A 25,848-nucleotide genomic window follows, 5' to 3' on the forward strand; every position below is an offset into this window, starting at 1 on the left:
TAAATGTTTCATAAAGCTAGTTACAAAAATAATTGATTTACATCAAATATAATTTAGTAAATCATAATCACGCTATTAAAAAGCATCTCAAAAAGAATACATTGTTTATCTTTTTGAGATGCATAATATAGTATAATGCCTTTTCACTAGAAGTGATTCTATTTCTACATATTATAAAATTCCGAATATAAAAGTATAAATTAAGATGGCAAAACCAAAGATTAAGAAAATTACAGTAAAACCTAGATAAGATTCTTTTCGTTCTTCTCTTTTAGTTTTAAGCATTGTTACCAATAATATCGTTCCTGCGATGATAAATAAGATAGAAAGCCACAGCAAAATTTGGAAATGTAAGCTCATTGATACCCCTCCCTAATCAAAAATTTAGACAAATTCATAAAAAATCGGATAAATATAATATAGTGCTAAGATAATGTTGATAAAAAATAATATTTCACTGAATAAATCACTATAGATAATTACTAAGGTCAAGCTTGAAAAAAGAGCAAAGCCACAAATTGCTAAACCAGGTATTAACCATAACTTATAATCAATATTTGCGTTATAGGTTATGAGAATGTTAAATGTAAAAAATAAAATGGTGAATATCAAGTTGAATACATTTGCTTTGTTTAATTTCATAGGTGTTACACCTCATTAGATACTGCTTGATAGAACTAAGTTATTTATATACTATAATATCATTTATTTCATACAGGTAAATATATTACCTTTAATAAAAAATATTTTATTTGAGACATACACATTATCGACGTTCTTATGGTGAAAAAATTAGTAATACTTTATAATATATATGAATCGATATAATGTTATAGTTGTTTTTAAACCTTTAACAATTGTAATTTCATCACAAGAGACATAATAAATGAAAATTATCATTATTAACAAAAAAGTTTATGTAAATAGTGCAAAAAAGAACTTTTTGCACATAAAAAATCGAGTAATTTGGTATGATTAATAGGTGAAAGTATATAAGTAGGTGACTTAAGTGTTTTAACACTTTAAAAAGGGGCTGAAATCAAATGTCTTTTTATGATTTTATTTTAGGATTTATCAATGACGATACACCACTAGGCCATTTAGCACAATACATTTTAAATGATGCTGGTTTCCCAAAGGAAGAGAAAAACAATAATTCTATAAGAACTTATGTGCTTCTTAATTATAATGATCGTCAGTTAATCGAAAGTACAAATCGTGCAATTAGTTTATATCAATTAATTTGAATAATACCAGTTATGGGTCTTAAGCGCATTCCAAACATCTTTAGTTTTAAAGTTTATCTCATTATTACGAACACAAAACGGCTCGATAACATTTTGATCTAACCAAGTATTAATTAATTCTTTAGGTACACCATCAAGTAGCATATCTGTTTTGCTTACAATTAAACATTCCCAATCTAAAGAAATTGAATTAGGATTGACATAGTTACATTGACTATGAGTAGACATTATTAATCCTCCTTTATTCCATGTAAATCTAATGTTAAGTTATACCCTAAACAAATTTTATTAAACAATCAGCTTTTAAATTGTAAGATTTCTAACTTTTTAAATCATTGGTTTACTTTGTAATTTGGCAGTGATTAAATAAAAGTGTCATAAAAAATGATCGGTGTATAATTTGGTGAATATATTAAATAATGATTGTAGAGGTGTTTACAGTTGGTTAAAACATTATATCTAATGAGACATGGTCAAACAGTATTTAACTTAAAAGGTAAAATACAAGGGGCTAGTGACTCACCTTTGACTGCTTTAGGTGTACAACAAGCGAATGCAGCACAACAATATTTTAAAACGAAAAATATTCATTTTGACTATCTTTATTCATCACCACAACAAAGAGCACGTGACACGTTAGAGAACACTGTGCCAAACCAACAATATTGGTGTGTAAAAGATCTTAAAGAGTGGGGATTTGGATTATTTGAAGGGGAAAGTATCGAGTTATTAAGAGCTATTAAACAACCTAAATATTTGTATGGTGATGCTGTTGTACCATTTGAAGGAGAATCAAGATCTGAAGTTGAACAAAGGGTTAATCGAGCACTCTATGAAATGATGGATACAACAGATGGAGAGACGATTCTAGCAGTGAGTCATGGTAGCACAATTGGTTTATTTGTAAGAAATATATTAGGGTATGATAGGGGAAGTAAATTTGAAATAGGAAATTGTAACATTGTAAAATTTGAATACGATGGAGAAGAATTTATATTTAAAGATATAATTAACCCCATTAAAAAATAGTTTACTTACAAGATAGTTTTAATAATATGCGTACGTTAATTGTTCAATAACTACAGAAAAATTAACATAGCCTCAAATGATTTGTGTAATTTCATTGGAGGCTAAATTTTTAAACTTTTTGTATATGGGAATCACTTAAATAATATATGTTTTGAGTTACTGATTTTTGAAGTAGTCATTTTAAATATCCATATAAACTCATCATCAAAAAGTACTATTTCCATGTATGGACTTAATAATGAAAATGTTTAAAAGGTAAATATAAGTATTTTATTCTGATGACTCAGTTGTTGAATAAATGAGCCAATTTTCGTCAAAATATTCATCGCCAATTTTGCTAGCGTTTTTTTCAAAAGCAAGATTTTCGAAACCTATAGAACTAAAAAACACTTTAGCACTTATATTATTTGATGCAATAGCAATCATCAATGTTTCAATGTTATGTTCTTTAGCGTATTGAATAATATGATTAATTAATTCTCGGTTAACAATTTCATCATTATTTTTAACAAAATTATTTTCAAGAATAGCTTTGTGGCATTTACCTACATAATTCATTTGTTTTAAAGTACATGTTGCAACAAGTTCATCATCTTCAAAAGCACCAAATATATTCCAATAATCAGTATGATTAGACAGGATAGTTTTGAGTCTATCAATGCCAACATTTTCTAAATAGTAACGATCCCATTCATAGTTATGGTGACCAAATTTCATTAATTCAATATAGGAATCCAAATCGTTTTGATTCAATAAACGGATATTGTTCATGGTGACCTCCCATTAAAAGAAATAACATAAATAAAAAATGATTTTTGAAATTAAGACTTATTAAATACATAATAAAAGAATTATTAAAAATACGCAATAATCGTTTTGTTACCATAAAAAACATTATTGACAATATATTTAAAAATCATTTTTAAAATTCATTTTATATTTTTGGTAATTGAGAAATGATAACTTTGAAATGAATTTATCACATTTTATTTTATCAATATTTTGAAAAAAACGAAAGGTATATTTTGAATCTTTACAAAAAATTATTGAAAAGTATGTTATAAATACTAATTAAACAAGCAAGATTGATAACATAAGAAATTTAAAAAGTAATAAAAAACACCCACAATTTGATAGCACAAATTGTGGGTGAAGAATATAATTAATCGATAAAATATTATTCTACTACTTCAACATTTAAGTTTACATCGATATTGCCACGTGTAGCTTTAGAATACGGACAAAAGTCGTGCGCATCTTGTAAATATTTTTCAGCATCTTCTTGTGATAAAACATTTTTAACTTTTGCATGAATATCAACGCTAAGTTTTGGGCTTTCAGCATCTGGATCATCTTCCAAGCGTACTGTTAACGTTACTTCAGGTTCAGCATCGCGCACTTTATTTTGTTTTAAAATTAAATCAAATGCACCATTAAAGCATGAAGCGTAACCTGCAGCAAATAATTGTTCTGGATTAGTCGCTTTACCGTCAGCTTGTTGTGGTGGTAATACATCTACATTTATTGCGTTATCGTCAGTATGGACATGACCTTTACGTCCACCTACGTTAGTTGCTTTAGTTTCATATTGAACTGCCATCATTATTACCTCCTCAAAATGTATGTATTTTATTGATACCCAACAGTAGGTGAACTTAATCATTCATTTGAAATTTTAATAATAGGTTTAGAGATATTTGTATGAATGAAAGAAAATCATATAAAATAAAATTACTATAGTGTACGAAATGAGGGATAGAATGACCCATGTAGATATCGCGGCGACAATTGCACCAGAAGAAAAGCTTTCTAAAACTTTACTCAATGATATAAAAATAAACGAGAAATCAATAGATATCGTTGAATTGCGCATTGACCAATGGCCATTCTTTAATAAGGCATTATTAAAGGAAGTGATTAAGCAATTAAAAATATTCCATTTGAAAATATTAGTAACATATAGAACTTCAATTCAAGGGGGGAAAGGAGCTGTAAATGAGCAAGAGTATTTAAATATATTAGGTGAATTAATTGAGTGCCCACAATTTGATATGATTGATATTGAGTGGAGTAGTGCCGTCAATATTGAAAAATATATGCTTCTTGTTCAACGTGCACAACAAAAAGGGCTCGAAGTTGTTCTTTCGCATCATAATTTTCAAGAAACACCGGCTTTAGATGAACTTAAATTTATTTACTTTAAAATGCAAAAGCTCAATCCTGATTATTTAAAGCTTGCGGTTATGCCTAAAAGTCAAGAGGACGTGTTACATTTATTAGAAGCCATGTCACTGACAGCGAAGCACACATCATGCCGAATTGTCGGTATATCGATGTCTAGTTTGGGTAAAGTCAGCCGAATTGCTCAAGGCGTATTTGGTGGAACGCTGTCTTATGGTTGCATAGAAGAACCACAAGCACCGGGACAGATACATGTCTCTAAGTTAAAATCCTTGGTTTCATTTTATGAGGATTAACTTGTAAGTTTGAATTCAATAACAATGTATCTTATAATTGATAATGGTTATCATGTATAAAATAAAGGGAGCGAAATACATTGGAATTACAAGAAGCTATATCTAATCGTAGAAGCGTCAAAAAATTTAAACACGATATGGTGGTTGATGATCAAACGGTTTACGATGCAATATATAAAGCTGCTGACGCTCCAAATCATGGTATGAGAGAACCATGGAGATTGGTTCATATTTCAAAAGATAAACTCGGTGATTTTAGTAGGGATATCACAAGATTTGCTTTTCCAGATAGTCCTGAAAAGCGAGAGGATCACTTTCATGCAGTAACAAATTTGGGTGGCATGTTGTTGTTGATTTTAAAAGATGATCCAAGACAACGTCAAAGTCGTGAAAATTATTTTGCATTTGGAGCGTTTGCTCAAAATTTAATGTTACTTTTATACGAAGCGGGCATTGGTACTTGTTGGAAGTCGCCACAATATATCTTTGATCCTAAAATACGAAAAGTCTTAGGTGTAAAAGATAATGAAATATTAGCAGGATTTTTGTATCTTACTGATTTAGAAGAAGTACCAACTAAGGCTAAACGTAAAAATAAAAATCTTATTACCGAATTTGAATAAATCATCCGTGATATTGAGCGTGTATTAAAAATAGGTGAGATGTAATTTGTGTTTATCGTTTCACCGTGACAATGAGTAACAGAGTTGAAAACAGAAGTATTTACTTTAGTTACTGACGAATAATACAAGAAAAACCTGAGACGTTTGATAATGTCTCAGGTTTTTTGGTTAAATATTATTGATCTAAATGTTCAGACAAGAATGATTCAACTTGTTCAGGTGATTTAGCATTTGCTGAATGCAAGTGGGCTAATTTTTCACCATTTTGGAATATTAAAATACTTGGGATACCCATAACATCATTTTCAGTTGTTACATCTTCTAATTCGTCACGATCGACCACATACCATTGATAATTATTATATTTTTCAACAATCGGATCTATCCACATATCCATCGCTTTACAATCTGGACACCAGTCGGCTTCAAACTTGATAATTACTGGATCGGTACTATCAATAGTAGAATTAAATTCTTCAGTTTGATGAATATTTTTCATCACTATCTACTCCTTTTTGTAATTTGGTAAACTTATTATAACGAATGACTGCACATTAACAAAAATATTAGCTTGAAAATTAAAGCGTTCAATTAAATATCATGATATATTTAAGTTAATAGAGAGAAGGAGGTAAAAGGTAATTGATTAAATTTTATCAGTATCCCAAATGTACAACGTGCAAAAAAGCTGCAAAGTTTTTAGATGAGCACGATGTGAATTTTGAATCCATTGATATTGTTCAACATACACCGACTAAAAAAGAATTCAAAGATATCGTAGATAAAACGGGTGTGAATATTAATAAGTTGTTTAATACACATGGTATCAAATATCGCGAATTAAATTTAAAAGAGAAACTTAAAAATATGTCTGATGATGAAAAACTAGAACTACTTGCTTCAGATGGAATGTTGGTTAAACGTCCATTAGCTATCTCTGGTAACCATTTGACTTTAGGATTTAAAGAAAATGAGTATCAACACCAATGGTTATAGGTGTGATATTAAATTAGAGAAAGTGAACATTAATAAAAAAATATAAATTAAAATGGTGTTTTGTATATTTAAAAACGAATTTTAATTCATTTATTCTTTGTAATAATAGTTGAATGAATAATATGTGTGTGGCATCATTAAATTGTAATTAAATTAATCAGGAGGGGATTTTCGTGGCAGTACCGAGCGAATTTAAATATTCTAAAGAGCATGAGTGGGTTAAAATTGAAAATAATGTAGCAACAATTGGTATTACAGAATACGCACAAAACGAATTAGGTGATATCGTATTTGTTGAGCTACCTGAAACTGACGATGAATTAAATGAAGGTGACACATTCGGTAGTGTTGAATCAGTAAAAACAGTATCAGAGTTGTATGCGCCAATTTCTGGGAAAATTGTTGAAGTTAATGAAGAATTGGAAGATAGCCCAGAATTTGTAAATGAATCACCATACGAAAAAGCATGGATGGTTAAAATTGAAATTAGTGACGATAGTCAATTAGAAGAATTATTATCAGCAGATCAATACTCAGAAATGATTGGTGAATAATGATTACAAACTCCTCGATTAGATTTAATCAAGGAGTTTTTTTAGAAGGAATAACTTTAATCAGAAACGTAAGCCAAGGTTCATGCATGAGTGACACTAACAATTGAAAATTGCAGTGTCACTAAATGTTTAGGTTTTGGGGATTTTGTGAATGATGATAGTGACAGTTACTTTGACGCTTAGAAGGTGGATTGACATGGCTATTGTAAATAAGGTTATTATTGTCGAAGGTAAATCGGATAAGAAGAGAGTACAACAAGTGATTGCTGAACCTGTAAATATCATTTGTACACATGGCACTATGAGTATAGATAAGATAGACAACATGATAGAAACACTTTATGACAAACAAGTTTATGTTCTTGCCGATTCTGATGATGAGGGTGAAAAAATTAGAAAATGGTTTAAACGTTATTTAAGCGAAAGTGAACATATTTATGTTGATAAAACGTTTTGTGAAGTTGCTAAGTGCCCCAAAAATTATTTAGCACATGTATTAAGTAGATATGGTTTTAATGTAAAAAAAGAAAAGAAACTTATGAATAATTTAAAAACTGAAAGGCTAGTTTTAGTAAATGAATAAATTGAAGGATATTGAAGACATAACTGTTAATTTTAATAAAGATAAACATCTCATATTTGGTTATACACCAATGTGTGGAACATGTAAGATTTCTGAAAGGATGTTGGATATTGCTAATGAAATCTTACAATTGCCAATAAAAAAAATAGATCTTAATTTTTATCCTGAATGGAGTAAAGAGAAACAAATTATGTCTGTTCCTGTATTGCTGCTTATGCGTAGAGATGAAGAGATAAAAAGAATCTATGCATTTCAGTCAGTTACTTATTTGTTAGAAAATTTAAAATAATTATTGACGAAACATTAGTACGATGGTAGGATTAATACAAATTAAATAATGCTTTAACTCTTATCGAGAGAGGTGGAGGGATGTGCCCTAAGAAACCCGGCAACCGTCTAAACTAGAAATGGTGCCAATTCACATAAAGTATAACTTTAGAAGATGAGAGAAAGAACATTTCAACAAATGCTTTCTCAAATTTTCTAAAAATTGAGAAAGCATTTTTAATTTGATTACTAAGCAACATAAGGAGGCTATTAACGTGATTAAGCTAAACCAAATTGTTAAACGCTATCATACCAAGGACAAAGATGTTCTTGCTGTTGATCACGTTGATTTAAACATTGAATCCGGCTCTATTTTTGGTGTGATTGGTTTCTCAGGAGCTGGTAAAAGTACGCTCATAAGAATGTTTAACAACTTAGAATCTCCAACGTCAGGTGAAATCATTATAGATGGAGACAATATAAGTCAATTATCTAAATCACAGTTACGAAAAAAGCGACAAAAGGTGAGTATGATTTTTCAACATTTTAACTTGCTATGGTCAAGAAATGTATTGAAAAATGTAACATTTCCATTAGAAATTGCTGGCGTTCCAAGTGGTCGAGCTAAACAAAAAGCATTGGAACTTATTGAACTTGTCGGTCTAAAAGGTCGAGAAAGTGCGTATCCGTCTGAATTATCAGGCGGACAAAAACAAAGAGTGGGTATTGCGAGAGCATTAGCTAATGATCCAGATGTATTGTTATGTGATGAGGCGACAAGTGCATTAGATCCACAAACTACAGATGAAATTTTAGATTTATTATTGAAGGTAAGGGAACAACAAAATCTAACTATTGTACTTATAACACATGAAATGCATGTTATACGAAGAATTTGTGATGAAGTTGCTGTAATGGAAAACGGTAAAGTTATTGAACAAGGAGCGGTAAGTAAAGTATTTGAGAATCCACAACATGAAGTAACGAAACGTTTTGTGAAAGATGATTTAAACGATGATTTTGAAGATTCTTTAGAGTATTTGGAGCCATTAGATCATGATGCATATATTGTGAGGTTAAACTTTACTGGTGATAATACGACTGAGCCTATCATATCTTATATGACGAAGACACATAACATAGATGTGAATATTCTTGAAGCGGATATTAAGAATACTAAAAACGGTTCGCTTGGATTTTTAGTTATTCACATACCACATATAAGTGAGGAACATTTCAAGCAATTTAAACATAATCTTCACGAACAACACGTTAATGTGGAGGTGCTAAGACATGGGTAAATCTTACGGTGAAATATTTCATGAAATGGTGACAATGCCGAATGTTCAGTGGCCAGAGGTTTGGCAAGCGATTTTAGAAACTCTATATATGACTGTTGTTTCGACACTTTTTGCATTTGTCTTTGGACTTATATTAGGGGTATTACTTTTTTTATCTGCGAAAAGTAACTCATTGGCTGCTAAGATTTTCTACACGATTGTGTCATTCATTGTTAATTTATTTAGAGCAATTCCATTTATCATATTAATTTTACTGTTAATTCCATTTACAAGTGTACTTCTCGGAACAATCAGTGGTCCAACTGGTGCATTACCAGCACTTATTATTGGTGCAGCGCCATTCTACGCTAGATTGGTCGAGATTGCTTTTAAAGAAATTGATAAAGGTGTTATAGAAGCTGCTTGGTCAATGGGAGCGAACACTTGGATAGTTGTGAGAAAAGTACTACTTCCTGAAGCAATGCCTGCATTAGTCTCAGGTATTACCGTTACTGCAATTGCTTTGGTAGGTTCTACAGCTATTGCAGGTGTTATTGGCGCAGGTGGTTTAGGTAATTTAGCATATTTAACAGGATTTACTCGAAATCAAAATGATGTCATTTTAGTTTCAACAGTATTTATTTTAATTATTGTATTTATAATCCAGTTCCTAGGGGATTGGCTTACAAATAAAATCGATAAACGCTAAAGAAAAGGGGATTATATTCTATGAAAAAATTATTCGGAATTATTTTAGTATTGGCTTTAACGATTGCCTTAGCTGCATGTGGTGGAGGTAAAGATAAGGAAAAAACTATCACAGTAGGTGCATCTCCAGCACCACACGCTGAAATTTTAGAAAAAGCAAAACCATTATTGAAGAAAAAAGGTTATGATTTAAAAATCAAACCAATTAACGATTACACAACGCCTAATAAATTATTAGACAAAGGTGAAATCGATGCGAACTTCTTCCAACATACGCCATATTTAAATACTGAAAGTAAAGAAAAAGGGTATAAAATTGAATCGGCTGGGAATGTTGAATTAGAACCTATGGCTGTATACTCAAAAAAATATAAAAGCTTAAAAGATCTACCTAAAGGTGCAACAGTATATGTATCAAATAACCCAGCTGAACAAGGTCGTTTCTTAAAATTCTTTGTAGATGAAGGTCTTATTAAACTTAAAAAAGGCGTTAAAATTGAAAATGCTAAATTTGATGACATAACTGAAAACAAAAAAGATATTAAATTTAACAACAAACAATCAGCAGAATATTTACCAAAAATCTATCAAAATCAAGACGCTGACGCAGTAATCATTAATTCTAACTATGCGATTGACCAAAAATTAAGTCCTAAAAAAGATTCGATTGCTTTAGAATCTCCTAAAGATAACCCATATGCAAATTTAATTGCAGTTAAAAAAGGTCATAAAGATGATGAAAATATCAAAGTATTAATGGAAGTGCTACAATCTAAAGAAATTCAAGATTATATTAAAGATAAGTATGATGGAGCTGTCGTACCTGCTAAGTAAATAGCAAACAATTAATAATATTTAATCGTTTGTCACATGATTATACAAAAACACGTAGATGATTTAATATAAAATCATTTACGTGTTTTTTGCTATTGAACCTTTAATTTTTAACTCACTTTTGTTAGACGTTTTAACTTCCATAAACATTTTTCTGTGATTATAGTTATCTAACAATGACTATTATTCACTAGCCATATTTTTAGAATAGGAAGCTTTGTAAGAGGTAAAGCCAATGGTCTTTATACGCACAACATATCTATAATTATTTAAATATTATCACGGTATAAAATACCAACACTTACACCGCTATATCCCATTTGGTAATCAAATTTGATAATTTCAATTTGTGGATGTGATTTTAAAAATTGATTTACTTTTTTATCTAACCCTTTTTCAGTAATCGCTTTAATAGTAATAAATTTCATAAAATATACCAACCCAACTTATAATTATTTTATATTCAATATACTATAATCTACTGTAAATTTATAGTTTCTTTCGTAAAATCATCTGTATGTGAAAAAATTCATAAAAGATGTTTAGCTCATAAATAAGAGGGTAACAATATTAATAAGTTAAGCATAAGGAGGAATTTTAAATGGCTGAAGATAAATTTGAACAAGCTAAAGGTAATATTAAAGAAACAGTAGGTAATGCTACTGATAATAAAGAATTAGAAAAAGATGGTAAAGGTGACAAAGCTTCTGGTAAAGCAAAAGAAGCTGTAGAAAACGTTAAAGAAAAAGCAAATGACGTTATTGATAAATTTAAAGGTAATAAAGGTGACTAATAATAGTCCTTATAATTTAGCCCTCATGTACTCTAAGGTATATGAGGGCTTGTTTGTGTATATATCAAAATGATGCTTCATTTTTTGCTGTAATTTTACCAAGAACATAGCTTACTAAGAAGCCAGTGACCAATAGGAAAAATGATATGATCCATTGGATTAAGTCTTTCGGGAATCCAGGGAAAACTGCATACAACGATCCGATCACAAAGCCTATTATCAAAGCAAAGGTCATTGTAGGGTGTTGATGTAGACAATATTGAATTAATCGACTTGAAATCATAAATCCAGTGACAATACCGAAACCTACTATTAATATGATAGGTAATGCATTTAAATTAAAATGAAGTAGTTCAGAGATGGCATACATTAGCGTCCCATATACTCCGAAGACAAGTAACATAAATGATCCAGAAATGCCCGGTAATAACATAGCACTTGAAGCGAAAACACCTGCGATAAAATATTTAATGATAAGACTGAAAGATAAAGTAAGTGTTTCACCTGTATGCTTGTCCCCATGATTAAGCAATGCGAAAACGACTATAATAGCAATACCTAATAATAGAATAGAATAATGTATTATACTGAAATTTTTTTTGAAATTAGAGACGGTTAATAAATAAGGGATGATACCGAGAATCAAACCTGTAAAAAATAACATAGTAGGAATATGATGTTGACTAAGCAAATAATTAAATAATTGACTTAATAGTCCTATAGCTATTAGCATTCCTATTAAAATAGGTAGTAAATATTTTAAGCTAGGCCAAAATCGTCTTGAAAACAAACCACTAATTGAGCTAATAAAGTCTTCATAAATTCCAAGTAATAAAGCGATAGTCCCTCCACTTACACCTGGGACGAGATCACTTGTGCCCATACCAAAACCTTTAAATATATTTATCCATTTGAATTTTTTCATAATAAACTCCTTTCAAGAAAATTTTAAAGGTTAAAGTGCATAATATCACATTATTTGAACTTCTTGGGATATTTTTCTTTTTGTCTAAAGATTGGCTATTGAGAAAGTGAGCTTGCCATTATCATTTAAAAAATTTCAGAACGATTACATAAAAATAATTATTGTTAAATAATAAATCTAAATAAGTGTTTTAAAAAGTTTATATTAGCGACTAAGTACGTTATAATGAAGTGGATTGAAATTCAATGAGTCTTTTTGACTATAGATTAAAATTATTATAAACTAGTTAAGAAAACTTTATATTTTACGGAGGGAATATAAATGTCATCAACATTAGAGATTAAGGACCTACATGTGTCTATCGAGGATAAAGAAATTTTAAAAGGTGTTAACTTAACAATTAATACTGGTGAAATACACGCAATTATGGGACCTAATGGTACTGGTAAATCAACATTATCGTCAGCAATTATGGGACATCCAAGTTATGAAGTTACACAAGGTGAAGTATTATTAGATGGCGTTAATATTTTAGAGTTAGACGTTGATGAGAGAGCTAAAGCAGGTTTATTTTTAGCTATGCAATACCCATCAGAAATTACAGGGGTAACAAACGCAGATTTTATGCGCTCAGCAATCAATGCGAAACGTGAAGAGGGACAAGAAATTAATTTAATGCAGTTCATCAAGAAATTGGATAAACAAATGGACTTTTTAGATATCGATAAAGATATGGCTCAACGTTATTTAAATGAAGGTTTCTCTGGTGGAGAGAAAAAACGAAATGAGATTTTACAATTAATGATGTTAGAACCGAAATTCGCTATTTTAGATGAAATTGACTCCGGTTTGGATATCGATGCTTTAAAAGTGGTTTCTAAAGGTATTAATCAAATGCGTGGTGAAGAGTTTGGTGCATTAATGATTACGCACTATCAACGACTTTTAAATTATATTACACCAGATCAAGTACATGTGATGTATGGTGGTAAAGTTGTGAAATCTGGAGGCCCAGAATTAGCTAAACGTCTTGAAGAAGAAGGCTATGAATGGGTTAAAGAAGAATTTGGTGCTGCTGAATAGTCATATTCCAAAATTAGCATTGAGATGTTCACATAAAATGATGAAACTGAACATTCGAAGTAAAATTTATTTCATCAAGTAGGAGGAAAAAGTGATGACAACTAAAACTTTGAACATTTCTGAAGAACAACTTGTTGATTATTCTAAAGCGCACAATGAACCTTCTTGGATGACAGAGTTACGTAAAAAAGCGTTGAAATTAACAGAAACTTTAGAAATGCCAAAACCTGATAAAACGAAATTAAGAAAATGGGATTTTGATACGTTTAAACAACACCATACAACAGGAGATTCATACCATCAATTAACTGATTTACCAAAATCTGTTAAAGAAATCATTGATGTTGAAAACTCAGAAAATTTAATCATTCAACATAATAATGATTTGGCATATACACAGATATCAGATCAAGCTAAAAATGATGGTGTGATTATTGAAGGTCTATCTGAAGCACTAGTCAATCATAGTGATTTAGTTCAAAAGTACTTTATGACTAAAGCAGTAAATGTTGATGAACATCGTTTAACAGCATTACATACTGCATTAGTGAACGGTGGTATTTTTGTTTATGTACCTAAAAATACTGTTGTAGAACATCCGATACAGTATGTTGTTTTACATGATGATGAACAAGCGAGCTTTTACAATCACGTCATCATTGTTACAGAAGAAAGTGCAGAGGTTACCTATGTAGAGAACTATCTTTCTACTACTAGTGGTGAAGATAACCAACTTAATATTGTGTCAGAGGTTATCGCTGGCGCAAACTCTAACGTCACATATGGTTCAGTTGATTATTTAGATAAAGGATTTACAGGTCATATCATTCGTCGTGGTTCTGCAGATGCAGATGCTTCTATCAATTGGGCATTAGGATTGATGAATGAAGGTAGCCAAATTATAGATAATACTACAAATCTTAACGGTGATCGTTCAACAAGTGCATTGAAATCAGTTGTTGTTGGTACAGGTGATCAAAAAATAAATTTAACTTCCAAAATTGTTCAATACGGTAAAGAAACAGACGGGTATATATTGAAACATGGTGTTATGAAAGAAAATGCATCTTCTGTATTTAATGGAATTGGCTACATTAAACATGGTGGTACAAAATCTATTGCGAACCAAGAGTCACGTGTTTTGATGTTATCTGAAAATGCACGTGGTGATGCTAATCCTATTCTTTTAATAGACGAAGATGATGTTGAAGCAGGACATGCAGCTTCAGTTGGTCGTGTCGATCCTGAGCAATTATACTATTTAATGAGCCGTGGTATTTCAAGAGCTGAAGCAGAGCGTTTAGTTATACATGGTTTCTTAGACCCAGTAGTACGTGAATTACCGATTGACGATGTAAAACGTCAACTAAGAGAAGTAATTGAGCGTAAAGTTTCAAAATAAAGTCAAAGATTAATTCAATTGATACCTCCTAGAGGGGAAACTCATATATAGAAAGGTCGTGACTATAATGGCCGAACATTCTCTTGATGTTAAGGCAGTCATTAAAGACTTTCCGATACTTGAGCAAAAGGTAAATAATAAACGTTTAGCATACCTTGATTCAACTGCGACTAGTCAAACACCTGTACAAGTTTTAAATGTGCTAGATGATTATTACAAGCGTTATAATTCTAATGTTCATCGTGGTGTACACACATTGGGGTCATTAGCTACAGATGGCTATGAAAATGCGAGAGAAACAGTAAGACGTTTTATCAATGCGAAGTACTTTGAAGAAATTATTTTCACTCGAGGAACAACTGCATCAATAAATATCGTAGCACATAGTTATGGTGATGCTCATATTAGTGAGGGTGACGAAATTGTTGTAACAGAAATGGAACATCATGCTAATATTGTTCCATGGCAACAATTAGCTAAACGTAAGAATGCAACACTAAAATTTATTCCTATGACAAAAGATGGTGAATTGCAATTAGATGATATAAAAGCAACCATCAATGATAAAACTAAAATTGTTGCTATCGCTCACGTTTCCAACGTTTTAGGAACAATTAATGATGTTAATACTATCGCTAAAATTGCACACGAACATGGTGCAGTTATAAGTGTGGATGGTGCGCAATCAGCTCCACACATGGCTTTAGATATGCAAGATATTGATGCTGATTTTTATAGTTTTAGTGGACATAAAATGTTAGGTCCTACTGGCATTGGAGTCTTATATGGAAAAAGAGAATTATTACAAAATATGGAACCCGTTGAATTTGGTGGAGATATGATAGACTTCGTAAGTAAATATGACGCCACGTGGGCTGACCTACCAACTAAATTTGAGGCTGGTACACCACTTATTGCTCAAGCAATAGGTCTAGCAGAAGCTATACGTTATATTGAGAATTTAGGTTTTAATGCGATTCATCAACATGAAAAAGAATTGACAGAATATGCATATGAACAAATGTTAAGTATAGATGGTCTTGAAATTTACGGTCCACCAAAAGATAGACGTGCAGGGGTCATTACTTTTAATTTAGAAGATATACATCCACATGATGTAGCTACAGCCGTTGATACAGAAGGTGTTGCAGTTCGTGCAGGCCATCATTGTGCGCAACCTTTGATGAAATGGTTGGGTGTCTCTTCAACAGCGCGTGCAAGTTTTTACGTTTATAATACGAAAGAAGATATAGATCAATTAGTTCAAGCATTGAAACAAACGAAGGAGTTTTTCTCTTATGAATTTTAATAATTTGGATCAATTATATCGATCTGTAATTATGGATCATTACAAAAACCCTAGAAACAAAGGTGTCTTAGACAATGGCTCAATGACTGTTGATATGAATAATCCTACATGTGGTGATCGCATACGTTTGACATTTGATATTGAAGACGGAATCATTAACGATGCTAAGTTTGAAGGTGAAGGATGTTCAATTTCAATGTCTAGTGCATCTATGATGACTGAAGCAGTTAAAGGTCATTCACTTGGTGAAGCAATGCAAATGAGCCAAGAATTTACTAAAATGATGCTCGGTGAAGACTACGAGATTACTGAAGAAATGGGAGATATTGAGGCACTTCAAGGTGTCTCACAATTCCCAGCTCGAATTAAATGTGCAACGCTTGCATGGAAAGCATTAGAAAAAGGGACAGTCGAAAAAGAAGGTAAGTCAGAAGGTACAACTGAAGAAGATTAAAACCAATACATTATAATACCTTTTGATGATGTAAATATATTGTTATACTGAATCAACATCCTCATATGTTTAATTCAGTGATTGTATTACATCATAAAAGTTTAAATCATAATGATAGAGCATAACAAAATAGAGTAAACATAAATATAAATGAATTTTTTATACGCATGCCGTTTATTAATTATAAAATCAAGGAGTGATTAAAATGGCAAAACAAGCACCTGATGTTGGGGATTATAAATACGGATTCCATGACGAAGATATTTCCATTTTTAGATCAGAGCGTGGTTTAACGGAAAATATAGTAACAGAAATCTCTAAAATGAAAGAAGAGCCACAATGGATGTTAGATTTCCGTTTGAAAGCATTGAAATTATTCTATAAAATGCCAATGCCACAATGGGGTGGAGATTTATCTGAATTAGATTTTGATGATATTACGTATTATGTTAAACCTTCTGAACATACTGAACGTTCATGGGATGAAGTGCCTGAAGAAATCAAACGTACTTTTGATAAATTAGGTATTCCAGAAGCTGAGCAGAAATACTTAGCTGGAGTTTCTGCTCAATATGAATCAGAAGTTGTTTATCATAATATGGAGAAAGAATTGGAAGAAAAGGGTATTATTTTCAAAGATACTGATAGTGCATTACGTGAAAATGAAGAGTTATTCAGAGAATATTTTGCGTCTGTAGTACCTGCTGCAGATAATAAATTTGCTGCATTAAATTCAGCAGTATGGTCTGGTGGTTCATTCATTTATGTTCCTAAGAATGTTAAATTAGATACACCGCTACAAGCATATTTCCGTATTAACTCTGAGAATATGGGACAATTCGAACGTACATTAATTATTGCTGATGAAGGTGCATCAGTAAACTATGTAGAAGGTTGTACTGCACCTGTATACTCCACAAGTTCACTACATTCGGCAGTTGTTGAAATTATTGTACACAAAGATGCACATGTAAGATATACTACTATCCAAAACTGGGCCAACAACGTATATAATTTAGTAACTAAACGTACCTTTGTACATGAGAACGGTAATATGGAATGGGTAGATGGAAACTTAGGTTCTAAGTTGACGATGAAATATCCAAACTGTGTACTTTTAGGTGAGGGTGCTAAAGGTAGCACGCTATCCATTGCATTTGCTGGTAAAGGCCAAGTTCAAGATGCCGGTGCTAAAATGATTCATAAAGCACCTAATACATCTTCAACTATTGTTTCTAAATCTATCTCCAAAAATGGTGGTAAAGTCATTTATCGTGGTATCGTTCATTTTGGACGTAAAGCTAAGGGTGCACGTTCAAACATCGAATGTGATACATTAATTTTAGATAATGAATCAACTTCAGATACTATCCCTTATAATGAAGTGTTCAATGACAATATTTCATTAGAACATGAAGCTAAAGTTTCTAAAGTATCAGAAGAGCAATTATTCTATCTTATGAGTCGTGGTATTTCTGAAGAAGAAGCGACAGAAATGATTGTTATGGGATTCATTGAGCCGTTCACTAAAGAATTACCAATGGAATACGCAGTAGAAATGAACCGTTTAATTAAGTTTGAAATGGAAGGCTCAATTGGTTAATATTAAATCAACTATAATATGATTAACAACCGACGAATCATTTGTGATTCGCTGGTTGTTTTATTTTTATGTCAAACTCAGTTGGTGACATTGAAAAAATTAAATAGAAGTTAGTACCTTATCCACTTATTTCATATTAGTTAATTTAGAAAAGTGAACATAATTCTTTTTACGAGTTCCATAATTTATTTAAGCTTTTTAAACAATATAATTGTGATATTTCTTTTAATTTTATGATAAATAGTTGAAAGAAAATGGTTTTACTGATTCGTAAAAACTCTAAAAGAATAATTTTCTTTTCTAATAATACTTTATACTTGCACGAGTAGTTAATTTATGATTGTTGTAGCTCATATTGGCTCTAATATCTATTTTTATTGGTTAATAACATCTTATATAAGAGTATCGGTCATGAGTCTATTTTATGAAATTTTTTTAGTATCTCATTTAATATTTCAATTCATTAAATAAAATGGATTCTACTGTAAAAACATTGAAGATATTACAGAAACACTAGTTATTGCAAATAATGAAGTTAATGGTAAAGATTTGAATAAGCATATCAAAATTACTTTGGGTGACTTCAAAGATTTTCAAGCTAAACATGATTTGGATGATGCAAATTTATTGGATATGATTGCACCTGTAGATACTATGGTTTCAAAAGAAGTGAAAGGTATACCGGGTGATTGCTCACTAATAGCAGGAAACTCGGTTTTATAAAGCAGTTATACACTGCTTATTCGAAAAATAAACAATTCGTTCAGTTGAAAAAAGAATTAGATGGATATAGCGATGCTTTATAGGGTGGTGGTAAAGCTACTACATTCCTGATAACTAAAAAAGATATTAAGATGAGTAATAAAATTATCAATACAATGAAAAAGTTAGAAAAGATTATAGATAACCCACATGAAAAATTGACGCCTGACCAATACGAGAATATGTCAGTAAATATTCAATTATCCAGGGTCAAGTCGTACATATCAATAGTTGTCTTGATCATGTTATTTCTAGCATATATATTTATAAGAGTGCCAGAAATTAAAAGTAAAGAATTGCAAGGAATAGAAACTATTATCATAATTGTTATGCTAGTCTCTATTGCTTACTTTATCATCGATTTCATTTTATGGATTAAAAGGAAAAATTTTCTTTAAGAACTATTAAACCACTTTTTATCATTGTGTTATTTAACATTTTAATGATAATTACTACATGAATTTCATTTTACAATATATTTAGCTGATTTTTACTTCTTATATTTTTACAAAGTGTTTAAAGTAGAAGTTTTTAGAAGTCTGAACTCTTTACTTCAATAAATGAAATGAATTATCATAGCTAATCGTTTAATTTTTAACAAAAGGAATAGTTAAGTTACTGATATACTTTACGAGAGTAAGCCACGATAAACTATAAAAATGTTTTACATTAGTTCTTTCATATTCGTGCGTTGTTGTAATCCAATATGAATGATAAGTTTGATAACTCATTTCTCGGGAAATAATGTATTAATAAGGACTAAATCTTAAGGAGAAATGCATCATGATTATTGCAATTATACTATTAATATTTGTTTCATTTTTCTTTTCAGGTAGTGAGACAGCATTAACAGCCGCGAATCGCACTAAGTTTCAAACTGAAGCTAAAAAGGGTGATCGTAAGGCGCAAGGTTTAACAAAGTTATTAGATAAACCAAGTGAGTTTATCACTGCTATATTAATCGGTAACAATGTAGCGAATATTATTTTACCTACACTCGTGACAATCTTAGCGATTGATATTGGAGTGAACGTGGGAATAGCATCAGCAATTGTAACAATTGTGATTATACTTATTTCTGAAGTGATTCCTAAATCAATTGCTGCAACATTTCCTGATAAAATTTCAAAACTTGTGTATCCTATCATTCATATATGTGTCATTGTACTCAAGCCCATTACAATTTTATTAAACAAGATGACAGATGGTATTAATCATTTACTATCTCGAGGCCAACCTGTTGAAAAAAGATTTTCTAAAGAAGAAATTCGCACATTATTAAATATTGCGGGTAGAGAAGGTGCATTTAATGAGATAGAAAATACTCGACTTCAAAACGTTATGGACTTTGAACAATTGAAAGTTAAGGATGTTGATACTACGCCCCGTATTAATGTTGTAGCTTTTTCAAAGGATGTAACATATGACGAAGCTTATGATACAGTGATGAATAATCCATATACTAGATATCCAGTATATGATGAAGATATAGATGATATTATCGGTGTATTCCACTCAAAATATTTATTAGCTTGGAGTAAACATAAAGAGGACGCAATTACAAATTATGCATCAAGCCCTTTATTTGTAAATGAACATAATAGGGCAGAATGGGTATTGCGTAAAATGACCGTTTCACGAAAACATCTAGCGATTGTATTAGATGAATATGGCGGTACGGATGCTATTGTATCGCACGAAGATTTAATAGAAGAGCTACTTGGTATGGATATTGAGGATGAAATGGATCGTGAAGAAGAAAATAAATTAAAACATCAAAAATTTCCGCAAAGCATGATGCATCGTTAATTTTGTTGTAAAAATGATAGTGGCTATGAATGTCAAACAAGTTGCGGGGCAATTAAGATGTTGTATAATTTAGCTGTGATATAAATTGTAAAGGTAGAAAACCTGGGACATGATACAATGTTCCAGGTGTTTTTCTATTTTAGTAGGCAATAATAGAATGAAAAACTCGATAAATATAAATTTTATCAACCTTAGTCTTTATTGCTAAGGTTAATAAAATTTATATTTGAAAGTGGTTGTATCTTCCTCTTACAAAAAGATGTGCTTTTGTTTAACTTTCAGATATGTGTATATTAAAGAATATGTAAATTTAATTTAACTCAAGTGAATCAATGAATTGTAATGTGGTATCATGTTGTTGGTGATAAATATGATAGAAATAGGTCTTACTGGTTGGGGTGACCATGATACATTATATGAGGATTTAGAGCGTAAAACAGATAAGTTAAAAACTTATGCTAGTCATTTCCCGATAGTAGAATTGGATGCTTCGTATTATGCGATACAGCCAGAACGAAATATAATTAAATGGATAAATGAAACGCCGAATAGATTTCAATTCGTCGTTAAAATTCATCAAGCATTAACATTACATGCTGACTATAGAGATTATGCAGAGTCGAGAGATGTATTATTTAAACAGTTTAAAGAAATGATCAATCCGTTAAAAGAGCATAATAAATTGGCGATGGTGCTTGTACAATTCCCACCTTGGTTTGATTGCAACGTTCAAAATATAAATTACATCTTATATGTGAGAAAACAATTAAGTGATATTCCGATGAGCATTGAATTTAGACATCAATCATGGTTCGACAATCAATATAAAGAACAAACTTTATCTTTCTTAACACAACATCAAATCATTCATGCAGTGGTAGATGAACCTCAAATTAAAGAGGGGAGCATTCCTTTAGTAAATAGGATTACTAGTGATATTGCTTTTGTACGTTATCATGGACGTAATCATTATGGTTGGACTAAAAAAGATATGACTGATCAAGAATGGCGAGATGTAAGATATTTATATGATTATAGCGAGGAAGAGTTAGCTGACTTGGCTCGTAAAGTCGAAATACTTAATCAAAAGGCTAAGAAAGTATACGTTATTTTTAATAATAATTCTGGCGGTCATGCAGCTAATAATGCTAAAAAGTATCAAAATATTTTAGACATTGATTATGAAGGTTTAGCACCACAACAATTAAAACTATTTTAAGAGGCGAATGTCATGTTATTAACAATTATTCTATTAATATTAATAGGGGGATTTTCAGCGATTTTAGGATCTATCGTTGGTATTGGTGGTGGAATCATTATCGTCCCCACACTTGTTTATTTAGGCGTAAACCATCATCTTCTACATGGTATTACGACGCAAATTGCAATAGGTACTTCTTCAGTTATTCTGATTGTTACTGGACTATCTTCCTCATTAGGATATTTAAAAACCAAACAAGTAGATATAAAAAACGGCTCGATATTTCTATTTGGGCTACTACCTGGATCTTTGGTTGGTTCTTTTTTAAGTAGATACCTTACACTTGATTCATTTAACTTATACTTTGGCGTGTTTATGATATTTGTGTCGATATTACTGATGATTCGTCACAAAATAAAACCTTTTAAAATTTTTGACAAACCTAAGTATGCGCGTACATATGTTGATGCTGAAGGGAAAACATACCGTTATAGTGTCCCTCCTCTGTTTGCTTTTATAACAACGTTATTTATTGGGATATTAACAGGACTGTTTGGCATAGGTGGAGGTGCATTGATGACCCCTCTTATGCTCATCGTCTTTAGATTTCCACCACATGTTGCAGTAGGCACAAGTATGATGATGATTTTCTTTTCAAGTGTGATGAGTTCGATAGGGCATATCCTTCAAGGACATGTGGCTTGGGGATATTCTATCATTCTCATTATTTCAAGTGTGATAGGTGCACAAATAGGTGTAAGGGTCAATCGATCTATGAAATCCGACACAGTTGTGATGTTATTGAGAACAGTAATGCTTATCATGGGGGTATATTTAATCATTAAATCTTTTATTTAAAAGTGAAGTAGTTATGCTTTGAGACTTTGTTCTTTAATGCTAAAGTACAATTAAGTATATAAATTTTAAAGAGGGGGATCATGTTATGGAATTAACAATATATCACACGAATGATATTCATAGTCATTTAAATGAATATGCTCGTATTCAAGCTTATATGGCAAAACATAGACCGCAACTTGAACATCCCTCACTCTATATAGATATAGGTGACCATGTTGATTTATCAGCACCTGTGACAGAAGCTACGGTAGGACATAAAAATATAGAGCTTTTAAATGAAGCACATTGTGATATTGCAACCATTGGAAATAATGAAGGAATGACAATTTCTCATGATGCTTTACAAAATCTATATAACGATGCGAATTTTAAAGTGATTTGCACGAATGTCATAGATGAAGAGGGACAACTTCCACATCATATTGCCTCTTCGTATATCAAAGAAATAAAAGGAACACGTATTTTATTTGTTGCAGCAACGGCACCGTTCACACCTTTTTATCGAGCACTGGATTGGATTGTTACTGATCCACTAGCGGCAATCAAAGATGAAATCAATGCACATCAAGGTGAATATGATCTTTTGATGGTTATGAGCCATGTCGGTATCTTTTTTGATGAAAAGTTATGCCAAGAGATTCCGGAAATAGATGTTATCTTTGGTAGTCATACACACCATCATTTTGAACATGGAGAAATAAACAATGGTGTTTTGATGGCAGCTGCAGGAAAATATGGCTATTATTTAGGTGAAGTTAATATCATGATTGAAAATGGAAAAATCGTTGATAAAATCGCCAAAATTCATCCTATTGAAACACTTCCTTTAGTCGAGACACATTTTGAAGAAGAAGGAAGAGCACTTCTAAGTAAACCAGTAGTTAATCATCATGTGAACTTAGTCAAAAGAACAGATGTTATTACAAGAACATCCTATTTACTGGCTGAGAGTGTATATGAGTTTTCAAGGGCTGATTGTGCAATCGTAAATGCTGGACTTATAGTTAATGGCATTGAAGCTGATAAAGTGACGGAATATGATATACATCGCATGTTACCCCATCCAATCAATATTGTAAGGGTTCGATTAACTGGCAAACAATTAAAGCAAGTGATTCAAAAAAGCCAAAAGCAAGAATATATGCATGAACATGCACAAGGTCTTGGTTTTAGAGGGGATATCTTTGGAGGATATATTTTATATAATCTTGGCTTTATTGAGTCAGAAGAGCGTTATTTTATAGGCAATCAAGAGATTAAAAATGATAAACAATATACGTTAGGTACTGTTGATATGTATACTTTTGGAAGATATTTCCCACTGTTAAAGGGATTATCTACAGATTATATTATGCCTGAATTTTTACGTGATATTTTTAAAGAGAAATTACTAAAATTATAAGAGAAACGTATATTGAATTTTAATTTAATGTTAATACCGATATGTTATAATAAACGAAGATATATTAAACAGGAGGGTATGCGTTGTTATGGCGACTAGAAATGAAGAAATTTTACGTAAACCGGATTGGTTAAAGATTAAGCTTAACACAAACGATAATTATACTGGTCTTAAGAAAATGATGCGTGAGAAGAATTTACACACAGTGTGTGAAGAAGCTAAATGTCCGAATATTCACGAATGTTGGGGTGCGCGTCGTACAGCTACATTTATGATTTTAGGGGCAGTATGTACAAGAGCATGTCGATTCTGCGCAGTAAAAACGGGTTTGCCTAATGAATTAGATTTAAATGAACCAGAACGAGTTGCAGAATCAGTAGAATTAATGAATTTAAAACATGTTGTAATTACTGCTGTTGCACGTGATGATTTAAGAGATCAAGGTTCAAATGTGTATGCAGAAACAGTACGCAAAGTAAGAGAAAGAAATCCATTTACAACAATAGAAATTTTACCATCTGACATGGGTGGCGATTATGAAGCCCTTGAAACATTAATGGCTTCTAGACCAGACATTCTTAATCACAACATTGAAACGGTTCGTCGCTTAACACCAAGAGTTAGAGCTCGAGCAACTTACGATAGAACTTTACAATTTTTACGTCGTTCTAAAGAATTACAACCTGATATTCCAACAAAATCTAGTTTGATGGTTGGTCTAGGTGAAACGATGGAAGAAATTTATGAAACGATGGATGATTTACGCGCTAATGATGTTGATATCTTAACTATAGGTCAATATTTACAACCGTCTCGAAAACATTTGAAAGTTGAGAAATATTATACGCCATTAGAATTTGGTAAAATGAGAAAGATTGCAATGGAAAAAGGATTTAAACATTGTCAAGCAGGACCTTTAGTAAGAAGTTCGTATCATGCTGATGAACAAGTGAATGAAGCGGCTAAAGAGAAACAACGCCAAGGTGAAGAACAACTCAATTAAGTAATAATTTTTTAAACTATTAAAAATAGAGGCATAAGTGCCTCGCTTATCGAGTATCTATAATTTATGTGATACATAAAATTTCATTATTTTTTTAATAAATGTGTGTATTGAAGATATCGGTAAGCGATTTAAGGTATTTTTGATGCTTATCGCCTCTATTTCATTTTTTGTAAGGTGAAAATATGATTAAAGTCGACCAACAATATTTTGAATTGATAGAAGAATATAGAGAATGTTTTGATGAGGAAATATTTTCTGCTAGGTATTCGGATATATTAGATAAATATGATTATGTCGTAGGTGATTATGGTTACGATCAATTACGCTTAAAAGGATTTTATAAAGATAGTAATAAAAAGGCAGAAATAAGTAAACGATTTTCAAGTATACAAGATTATATATTAGAATATTGTAATTTTGGTTGTCCTTATTTTGTTGTCAGACGGTTGTCACCAAATGAATTTATTGATGAAATGGATGATAAAGAAGATATCATTGATAAATTACATGATGTTAAGATTCAACCTACTATTCAAGACACAGAAAAACATACCCAAGCTATAGATCAATAAATGTCCACTAAGTTGAGAGCGTCATCTGGCACTGACCCTTAAAACGGGAACTTAATAAAAACACCATG

General features: G+C 31.3%; 32 protein-coding genes and 1 riboswitch. Of the genes, 24 read left to right on the forward strand and 8 right to left on the reverse strand.

Annotation, left to right across the window (positions count from 1 at the left end; translation table 11 throughout):
- Positions 1 to 171: 171 nt before the first annotated feature.
- Both tsaT and tsaA read right to left on the reverse strand, forming a co-directional pair.
- On the reverse strand, positions 172 to 360 hold the full coding sequence (gene tsaT / locus HMPREF3058_RS07750; protein ID WP_002445998.1) for a type II toxin-antitoxin system toxin TsaT: 189 nt from the start codon (positions 358 to 360) through the stop codon (positions 172 to 174).
- Between the two features lie 24 nt (positions 361 to 384).
- Entirely contained in the window at positions 385 to 642 is a 258-nt protein-coding gene (gene tsaA, locus HMPREF3058_RS12430; protein WP_002445999.1) for a type II toxin-antitoxin system antitoxin TsaA, read from the reverse strand.
- A 401-nt stretch (positions 643 to 1,043) separates the two neighbouring features.
- Here tsaA and HMPREF3058_RS07760 point away from each other — a divergent pair, with 401 nt between their 5' ends.
- Entirely contained in the window at positions 1,044 to 1,247 is a 204-nt protein-coding gene (locus HMPREF3058_RS07760; RefSeq protein WP_002446000.1) for a sterile alpha motif-like domain-containing protein, read from the forward strand.
- On the opposite strand, the gene HMPREF3058_RS07765 is transcribed toward HMPREF3058_RS07760, so the two are convergent.
- Entirely contained in the window at positions 1,239 to 1,475 is a 237-nt protein-coding gene (locus HMPREF3058_RS07765) for a hypothetical protein (protein WP_002491230.1), read from the reverse strand. The genes HMPREF3058_RS07760 and HMPREF3058_RS07765 overlap by 9 nt on opposite strands.
- Positions 1,476 to 1,688: 213 nt before the next feature.
- Here HMPREF3058_RS07765 and HMPREF3058_RS07770 point away from each other — a divergent pair, with 213 nt between their 5' ends.
- Positions 1,689 to 2,276: a histidine phosphatase family protein gene (locus HMPREF3058_RS07770; RefSeq protein WP_002490737.1), complete on the forward strand. Its 588-nt coding sequence runs from the start codon at positions 1,689 to 1,691 to the stop codon at positions 2,274 to 2,276.
- A gap of 270 nt (positions 2,277 to 2,546) precedes the next feature.
- Here HMPREF3058_RS07770 and HMPREF3058_RS07775 read toward each other — a convergent pair whose 3' ends face one another.
- Both HMPREF3058_RS07775 and HMPREF3058_RS07780 read right to left on the reverse strand, forming a co-directional pair.
- On the reverse strand, positions 2,547 to 3,047 hold the full coding sequence (locus tag HMPREF3058_RS07775; protein ID WP_002446003.1) for a GNAT family N-acetyltransferase: 501 nt from the start codon (positions 3,045 to 3,047) through the stop codon (positions 2,547 to 2,549).
- A gap of 406 nt (positions 3,048 to 3,453) precedes the next feature.
- On the reverse strand, positions 3,454 to 3,876 hold the full coding sequence (locus tag HMPREF3058_RS07780; protein ID WP_002457221.1) for an organic hydroperoxide resistance protein: 423 nt from the start codon (positions 3,874 to 3,876) through the stop codon (positions 3,454 to 3,456).
- Positions 3,877 to 4,036: 160 nt separating this feature from the next.
- Here HMPREF3058_RS07780 and aroD point away from each other — a divergent pair, with 160 nt between their 5' ends.
- Both aroD and HMPREF3058_RS07790 read left to right on the forward strand, forming a co-directional pair.
- Positions 4,037 to 4,753 carry a type I 3-dehydroquinate dehydratase gene (gene aroD / locus HMPREF3058_RS07785; protein WP_002491216.1) on the forward strand — a complete coding sequence of 239 codons (717 nt, stop codon included), beginning with the start codon at positions 4,037 to 4,039 and terminating at the stop codon, positions 4,751 to 4,753.
- Between the two features lie 80 nt (positions 4,754 to 4,833).
- The gene (locus tag HMPREF3058_RS07790; protein WP_002446007.1) at positions 4,834 to 5,376 is read left to right on the forward strand and encodes a nitroreductase family protein; all 543 of its coding nucleotides are present in this window, start codon (positions 4,834 to 4,836) and stop codon (positions 5,374 to 5,376) included.
- Between the two features lie 175 nt (positions 5,377 to 5,551).
- Here HMPREF3058_RS07790 and HMPREF3058_RS07795 read toward each other — a convergent pair whose 3' ends face one another.
- Positions 5,552 to 5,875 carry a thioredoxin family protein gene (locus HMPREF3058_RS07795; protein ID WP_002446008.1) on the reverse strand — a complete coding sequence of 108 codons (324 nt, stop codon included), beginning with the start codon at positions 5,873 to 5,875 and terminating at the stop codon, positions 5,552 to 5,554.
- 143 nt (positions 5,876 to 6,018) lie between these two features.
- Between HMPREF3058_RS07795 and HMPREF3058_RS07800 the strand changes: the two genes are divergently transcribed.
- The 7 genes from HMPREF3058_RS07800 (at position 6,019) to HMPREF3058_RS07830 (ending at position 10,598) form a co-directional block, all read left to right on the forward strand.
- Positions 6,019 to 6,372: an arsenate reductase family protein gene (locus tag HMPREF3058_RS07800; RefSeq protein WP_002446009.1), complete on the forward strand. Its 354-nt coding sequence runs from the start codon at positions 6,019 to 6,021 to the stop codon at positions 6,370 to 6,372.
- A gap of 173 nt (positions 6,373 to 6,545) precedes the next feature.
- Complete coding sequence (gene gcvH / locus HMPREF3058_RS07805) at positions 6,546 to 6,926, forward strand: glycine cleavage system protein GcvH (protein WP_002438979.1); 381 nt, start codon at positions 6,546 to 6,548, stop codon at positions 6,924 to 6,926.
- A gap of 196 nt (positions 6,927 to 7,122) precedes the next feature.
- Positions 7,123 to 7,509, forward strand: a complete 387-nt coding sequence (locus HMPREF3058_RS07810; RefSeq protein WP_002457216.1) for a toprim domain-containing protein — start codon at positions 7,123 to 7,125, stop codon at positions 7,507 to 7,509.
- Complete coding sequence (locus HMPREF3058_RS07815) at positions 7,502 to 7,798, forward strand: thioredoxin family protein (RefSeq protein WP_002446011.1); 297 nt, start codon at positions 7,502 to 7,504, stop codon at positions 7,796 to 7,798. Before HMPREF3058_RS07810 ends, HMPREF3058_RS07815 begins: the two co-directional genes overlap by 8 nt.
- 57 nt (positions 7,799 to 7,855) lie before the next feature.
- A riboswitch (SAM riboswitch) is annotated at positions 7,856 to 7,958 on the forward strand.
- A gap of 93 nt (positions 7,959 to 8,051) precedes the next feature.
- Positions 8,052 to 9,077, forward strand: a complete 1,026-nt coding sequence (locus HMPREF3058_RS07820; protein WP_002457215.1) for a methionine ABC transporter ATP-binding protein — start codon at positions 8,052 to 8,054, stop codon at positions 9,075 to 9,077.
- On the forward strand, positions 9,070 to 9,765 hold the full coding sequence (locus tag HMPREF3058_RS07825; protein ID WP_002446013.1) for a methionine ABC transporter permease: 696 nt from the start codon (positions 9,070 to 9,072) through the stop codon (positions 9,763 to 9,765). The genes HMPREF3058_RS07820 and HMPREF3058_RS07825 overlap by 8 nt, the downstream gene beginning before the upstream one ends.
- 20 nt (positions 9,766 to 9,785) lie before the next feature.
- On the forward strand, positions 9,786 to 10,598 hold the full coding sequence (locus tag HMPREF3058_RS07830; RefSeq protein ID WP_002468872.1) for a MetQ/NlpA family ABC transporter substrate-binding protein: 813 nt from the start codon (positions 9,786 to 9,788) through the stop codon (positions 10,596 to 10,598).
- Positions 10,599 to 10,867: 269 nt separating this feature from the next.
- On the opposite strand, the gene HMPREF3058_RS07835 is transcribed toward HMPREF3058_RS07830, so the two are convergent.
- Positions 10,868 to 11,026: a hypothetical protein gene (locus tag HMPREF3058_RS07835; protein ID WP_001831893.1), complete on the reverse strand. Its 159-nt coding sequence runs from the start codon at positions 11,024 to 11,026 to the stop codon at positions 10,868 to 10,870.
- A 173-nt stretch (positions 11,027 to 11,199) separates the two neighbouring features.
- Here HMPREF3058_RS07835 and HMPREF3058_RS07840 point away from each other — a divergent pair, with 173 nt between their 5' ends.
- Positions 11,200 to 11,391 carry a CsbD family protein gene (locus tag HMPREF3058_RS07840; RefSeq protein WP_001831967.1) on the forward strand — a complete coding sequence of 64 codons (192 nt, stop codon included), beginning with the start codon at positions 11,200 to 11,202 and terminating at the stop codon, positions 11,389 to 11,391.
- Between the two features lie 64 nt (positions 11,392 to 11,455).
- Here HMPREF3058_RS07840 and HMPREF3058_RS07845 read toward each other — a convergent pair whose 3' ends face one another.
- The gene (locus tag HMPREF3058_RS07845; protein WP_002491235.1) at positions 11,456 to 12,316 is read right to left on the reverse strand and encodes a polyprenyl-phosphate transporter PopT; all 861 of its coding nucleotides are present in this window, start codon (positions 12,314 to 12,316) and stop codon (positions 11,456 to 11,458) included.
- Between the two features lie 321 nt (positions 12,317 to 12,637).
- On the opposite strand from HMPREF3058_RS07845, the gene sufC reads away from it, so the two are divergent.
- The 12 genes from sufC to HMPREF3058_RS07905 all read left to right on the forward strand — a co-directional run bounded on the left by sufC (position 12,638) and on the right by HMPREF3058_RS07905 (position 25,780).
- Positions 12,638 to 13,399: a Fe-S cluster assembly ATPase SufC gene (gene sufC / locus HMPREF3058_RS07850; protein ID WP_002446016.1), complete on the forward strand. Its 762-nt coding sequence runs from the start codon at positions 12,638 to 12,640 to the stop codon at positions 13,397 to 13,399.
- A 94-nt stretch (positions 13,400 to 13,493) separates the two neighbouring features.
- Positions 13,494 to 14,801, forward strand: coding sequence for a Fe-S cluster assembly protein SufD (gene sufD, locus HMPREF3058_RS07855; protein ID WP_002486340.1), 1,308 nt, complete (start codon positions 13,494 to 13,496; stop codon positions 14,799 to 14,801).
- A gap of 67 nt (positions 14,802 to 14,868) precedes the next feature.
- Positions 14,869 to 16,110 (forward strand): cysteine desulfurase, encoded by a 1,242-nt coding sequence (locus HMPREF3058_RS07860; protein WP_002486337.1) that lies wholly within the window; start codon positions 14,869 to 14,871, stop codon positions 16,108 to 16,110.
- Positions 16,100 to 16,564 carry a Fe-S cluster assembly sulfur transfer protein SufU gene (sufU, locus tag HMPREF3058_RS07865; protein ID WP_001831954.1) on the forward strand — a complete coding sequence of 155 codons (465 nt, stop codon included), beginning with the start codon at positions 16,100 to 16,102 and terminating at the stop codon, positions 16,562 to 16,564. Before HMPREF3058_RS07860 ends, sufU begins: the two co-directional genes overlap by 11 nt.
- Before the next feature lie 205 nt (positions 16,565 to 16,769).
- Entirely contained in the window at positions 16,770 to 18,167 is a 1,398-nt protein-coding gene (gene sufB / locus HMPREF3058_RS07870; protein WP_002446019.1) for a Fe-S cluster assembly protein SufB, read from the forward strand.
- 549 nt (positions 18,168 to 18,716) lie between these two features.
- On the forward strand, positions 18,717 to 18,890 hold the full coding sequence (locus tag HMPREF3058_RS12300; protein WP_002475038.1) for a hypothetical protein: 174 nt from the start codon (positions 18,717 to 18,719) through the stop codon (positions 18,888 to 18,890).
- 822 nt (positions 18,891 to 19,712) lie between these two features.
- Positions 19,713 to 20,738 (forward strand): hemolysin family protein, encoded by a 1,026-nt coding sequence (locus HMPREF3058_RS07880; protein WP_002475035.1) that lies wholly within the window; start codon positions 19,713 to 19,715, stop codon positions 20,736 to 20,738.
- A 370-nt stretch (positions 20,739 to 21,108) separates the two neighbouring features.
- The gene (locus HMPREF3058_RS07885; RefSeq protein ID WP_002446022.1) at positions 21,109 to 21,957 is read left to right on the forward strand and encodes a DUF72 domain-containing protein; all 849 of its coding nucleotides are present in this window, start codon (positions 21,109 to 21,111) and stop codon (positions 21,955 to 21,957) included.
- A 12-nt stretch (positions 21,958 to 21,969) separates the two neighbouring features.
- Complete coding sequence (locus HMPREF3058_RS07890) at positions 21,970 to 22,797, forward strand: sulfite exporter TauE/SafE family protein (protein ID WP_002446023.1); 828 nt, start codon at positions 21,970 to 21,972, stop codon at positions 22,795 to 22,797.
- An 85-nt stretch (positions 22,798 to 22,882) separates the two neighbouring features.
- Positions 22,883 to 24,202: a bifunctional metallophosphatase/5'-nucleotidase gene (locus tag HMPREF3058_RS07895; RefSeq protein WP_002491231.1), complete on the forward strand. Its 1,320-nt coding sequence runs from the start codon at positions 22,883 to 22,885 to the stop codon at positions 24,200 to 24,202.
- A gap of 88 nt (positions 24,203 to 24,290) precedes the next feature.
- Positions 24,291 to 25,205 carry a lipoyl synthase gene (lipA, locus tag HMPREF3058_RS07900; protein ID WP_001831979.1) on the forward strand — a complete coding sequence of 305 codons (915 nt, stop codon included), beginning with the start codon at positions 24,291 to 24,293 and terminating at the stop codon, positions 25,203 to 25,205.
- A gap of 185 nt (positions 25,206 to 25,390) precedes the next feature.
- Positions 25,391 to 25,780 carry a YutD family protein gene (locus HMPREF3058_RS07905; RefSeq protein ID WP_002486343.1) on the forward strand — a complete coding sequence of 130 codons (390 nt, stop codon included), beginning with the start codon at positions 25,391 to 25,393 and terminating at the stop codon, positions 25,778 to 25,780.
- The last annotated feature ends 68 nt before the right edge of the window (positions 25,781 to 25,848 follow it).

Origin of the sequence: Staphylococcus sp. HMSC068G11 (assembly GCF_001815825.1) — a bacterium.
In the GTDB taxonomy this organism is placed as follows: domain Bacteria; phylum Bacillota; class Bacilli; order Staphylococcales; family Staphylococcaceae; genus Staphylococcus; species Staphylococcus epidermidis.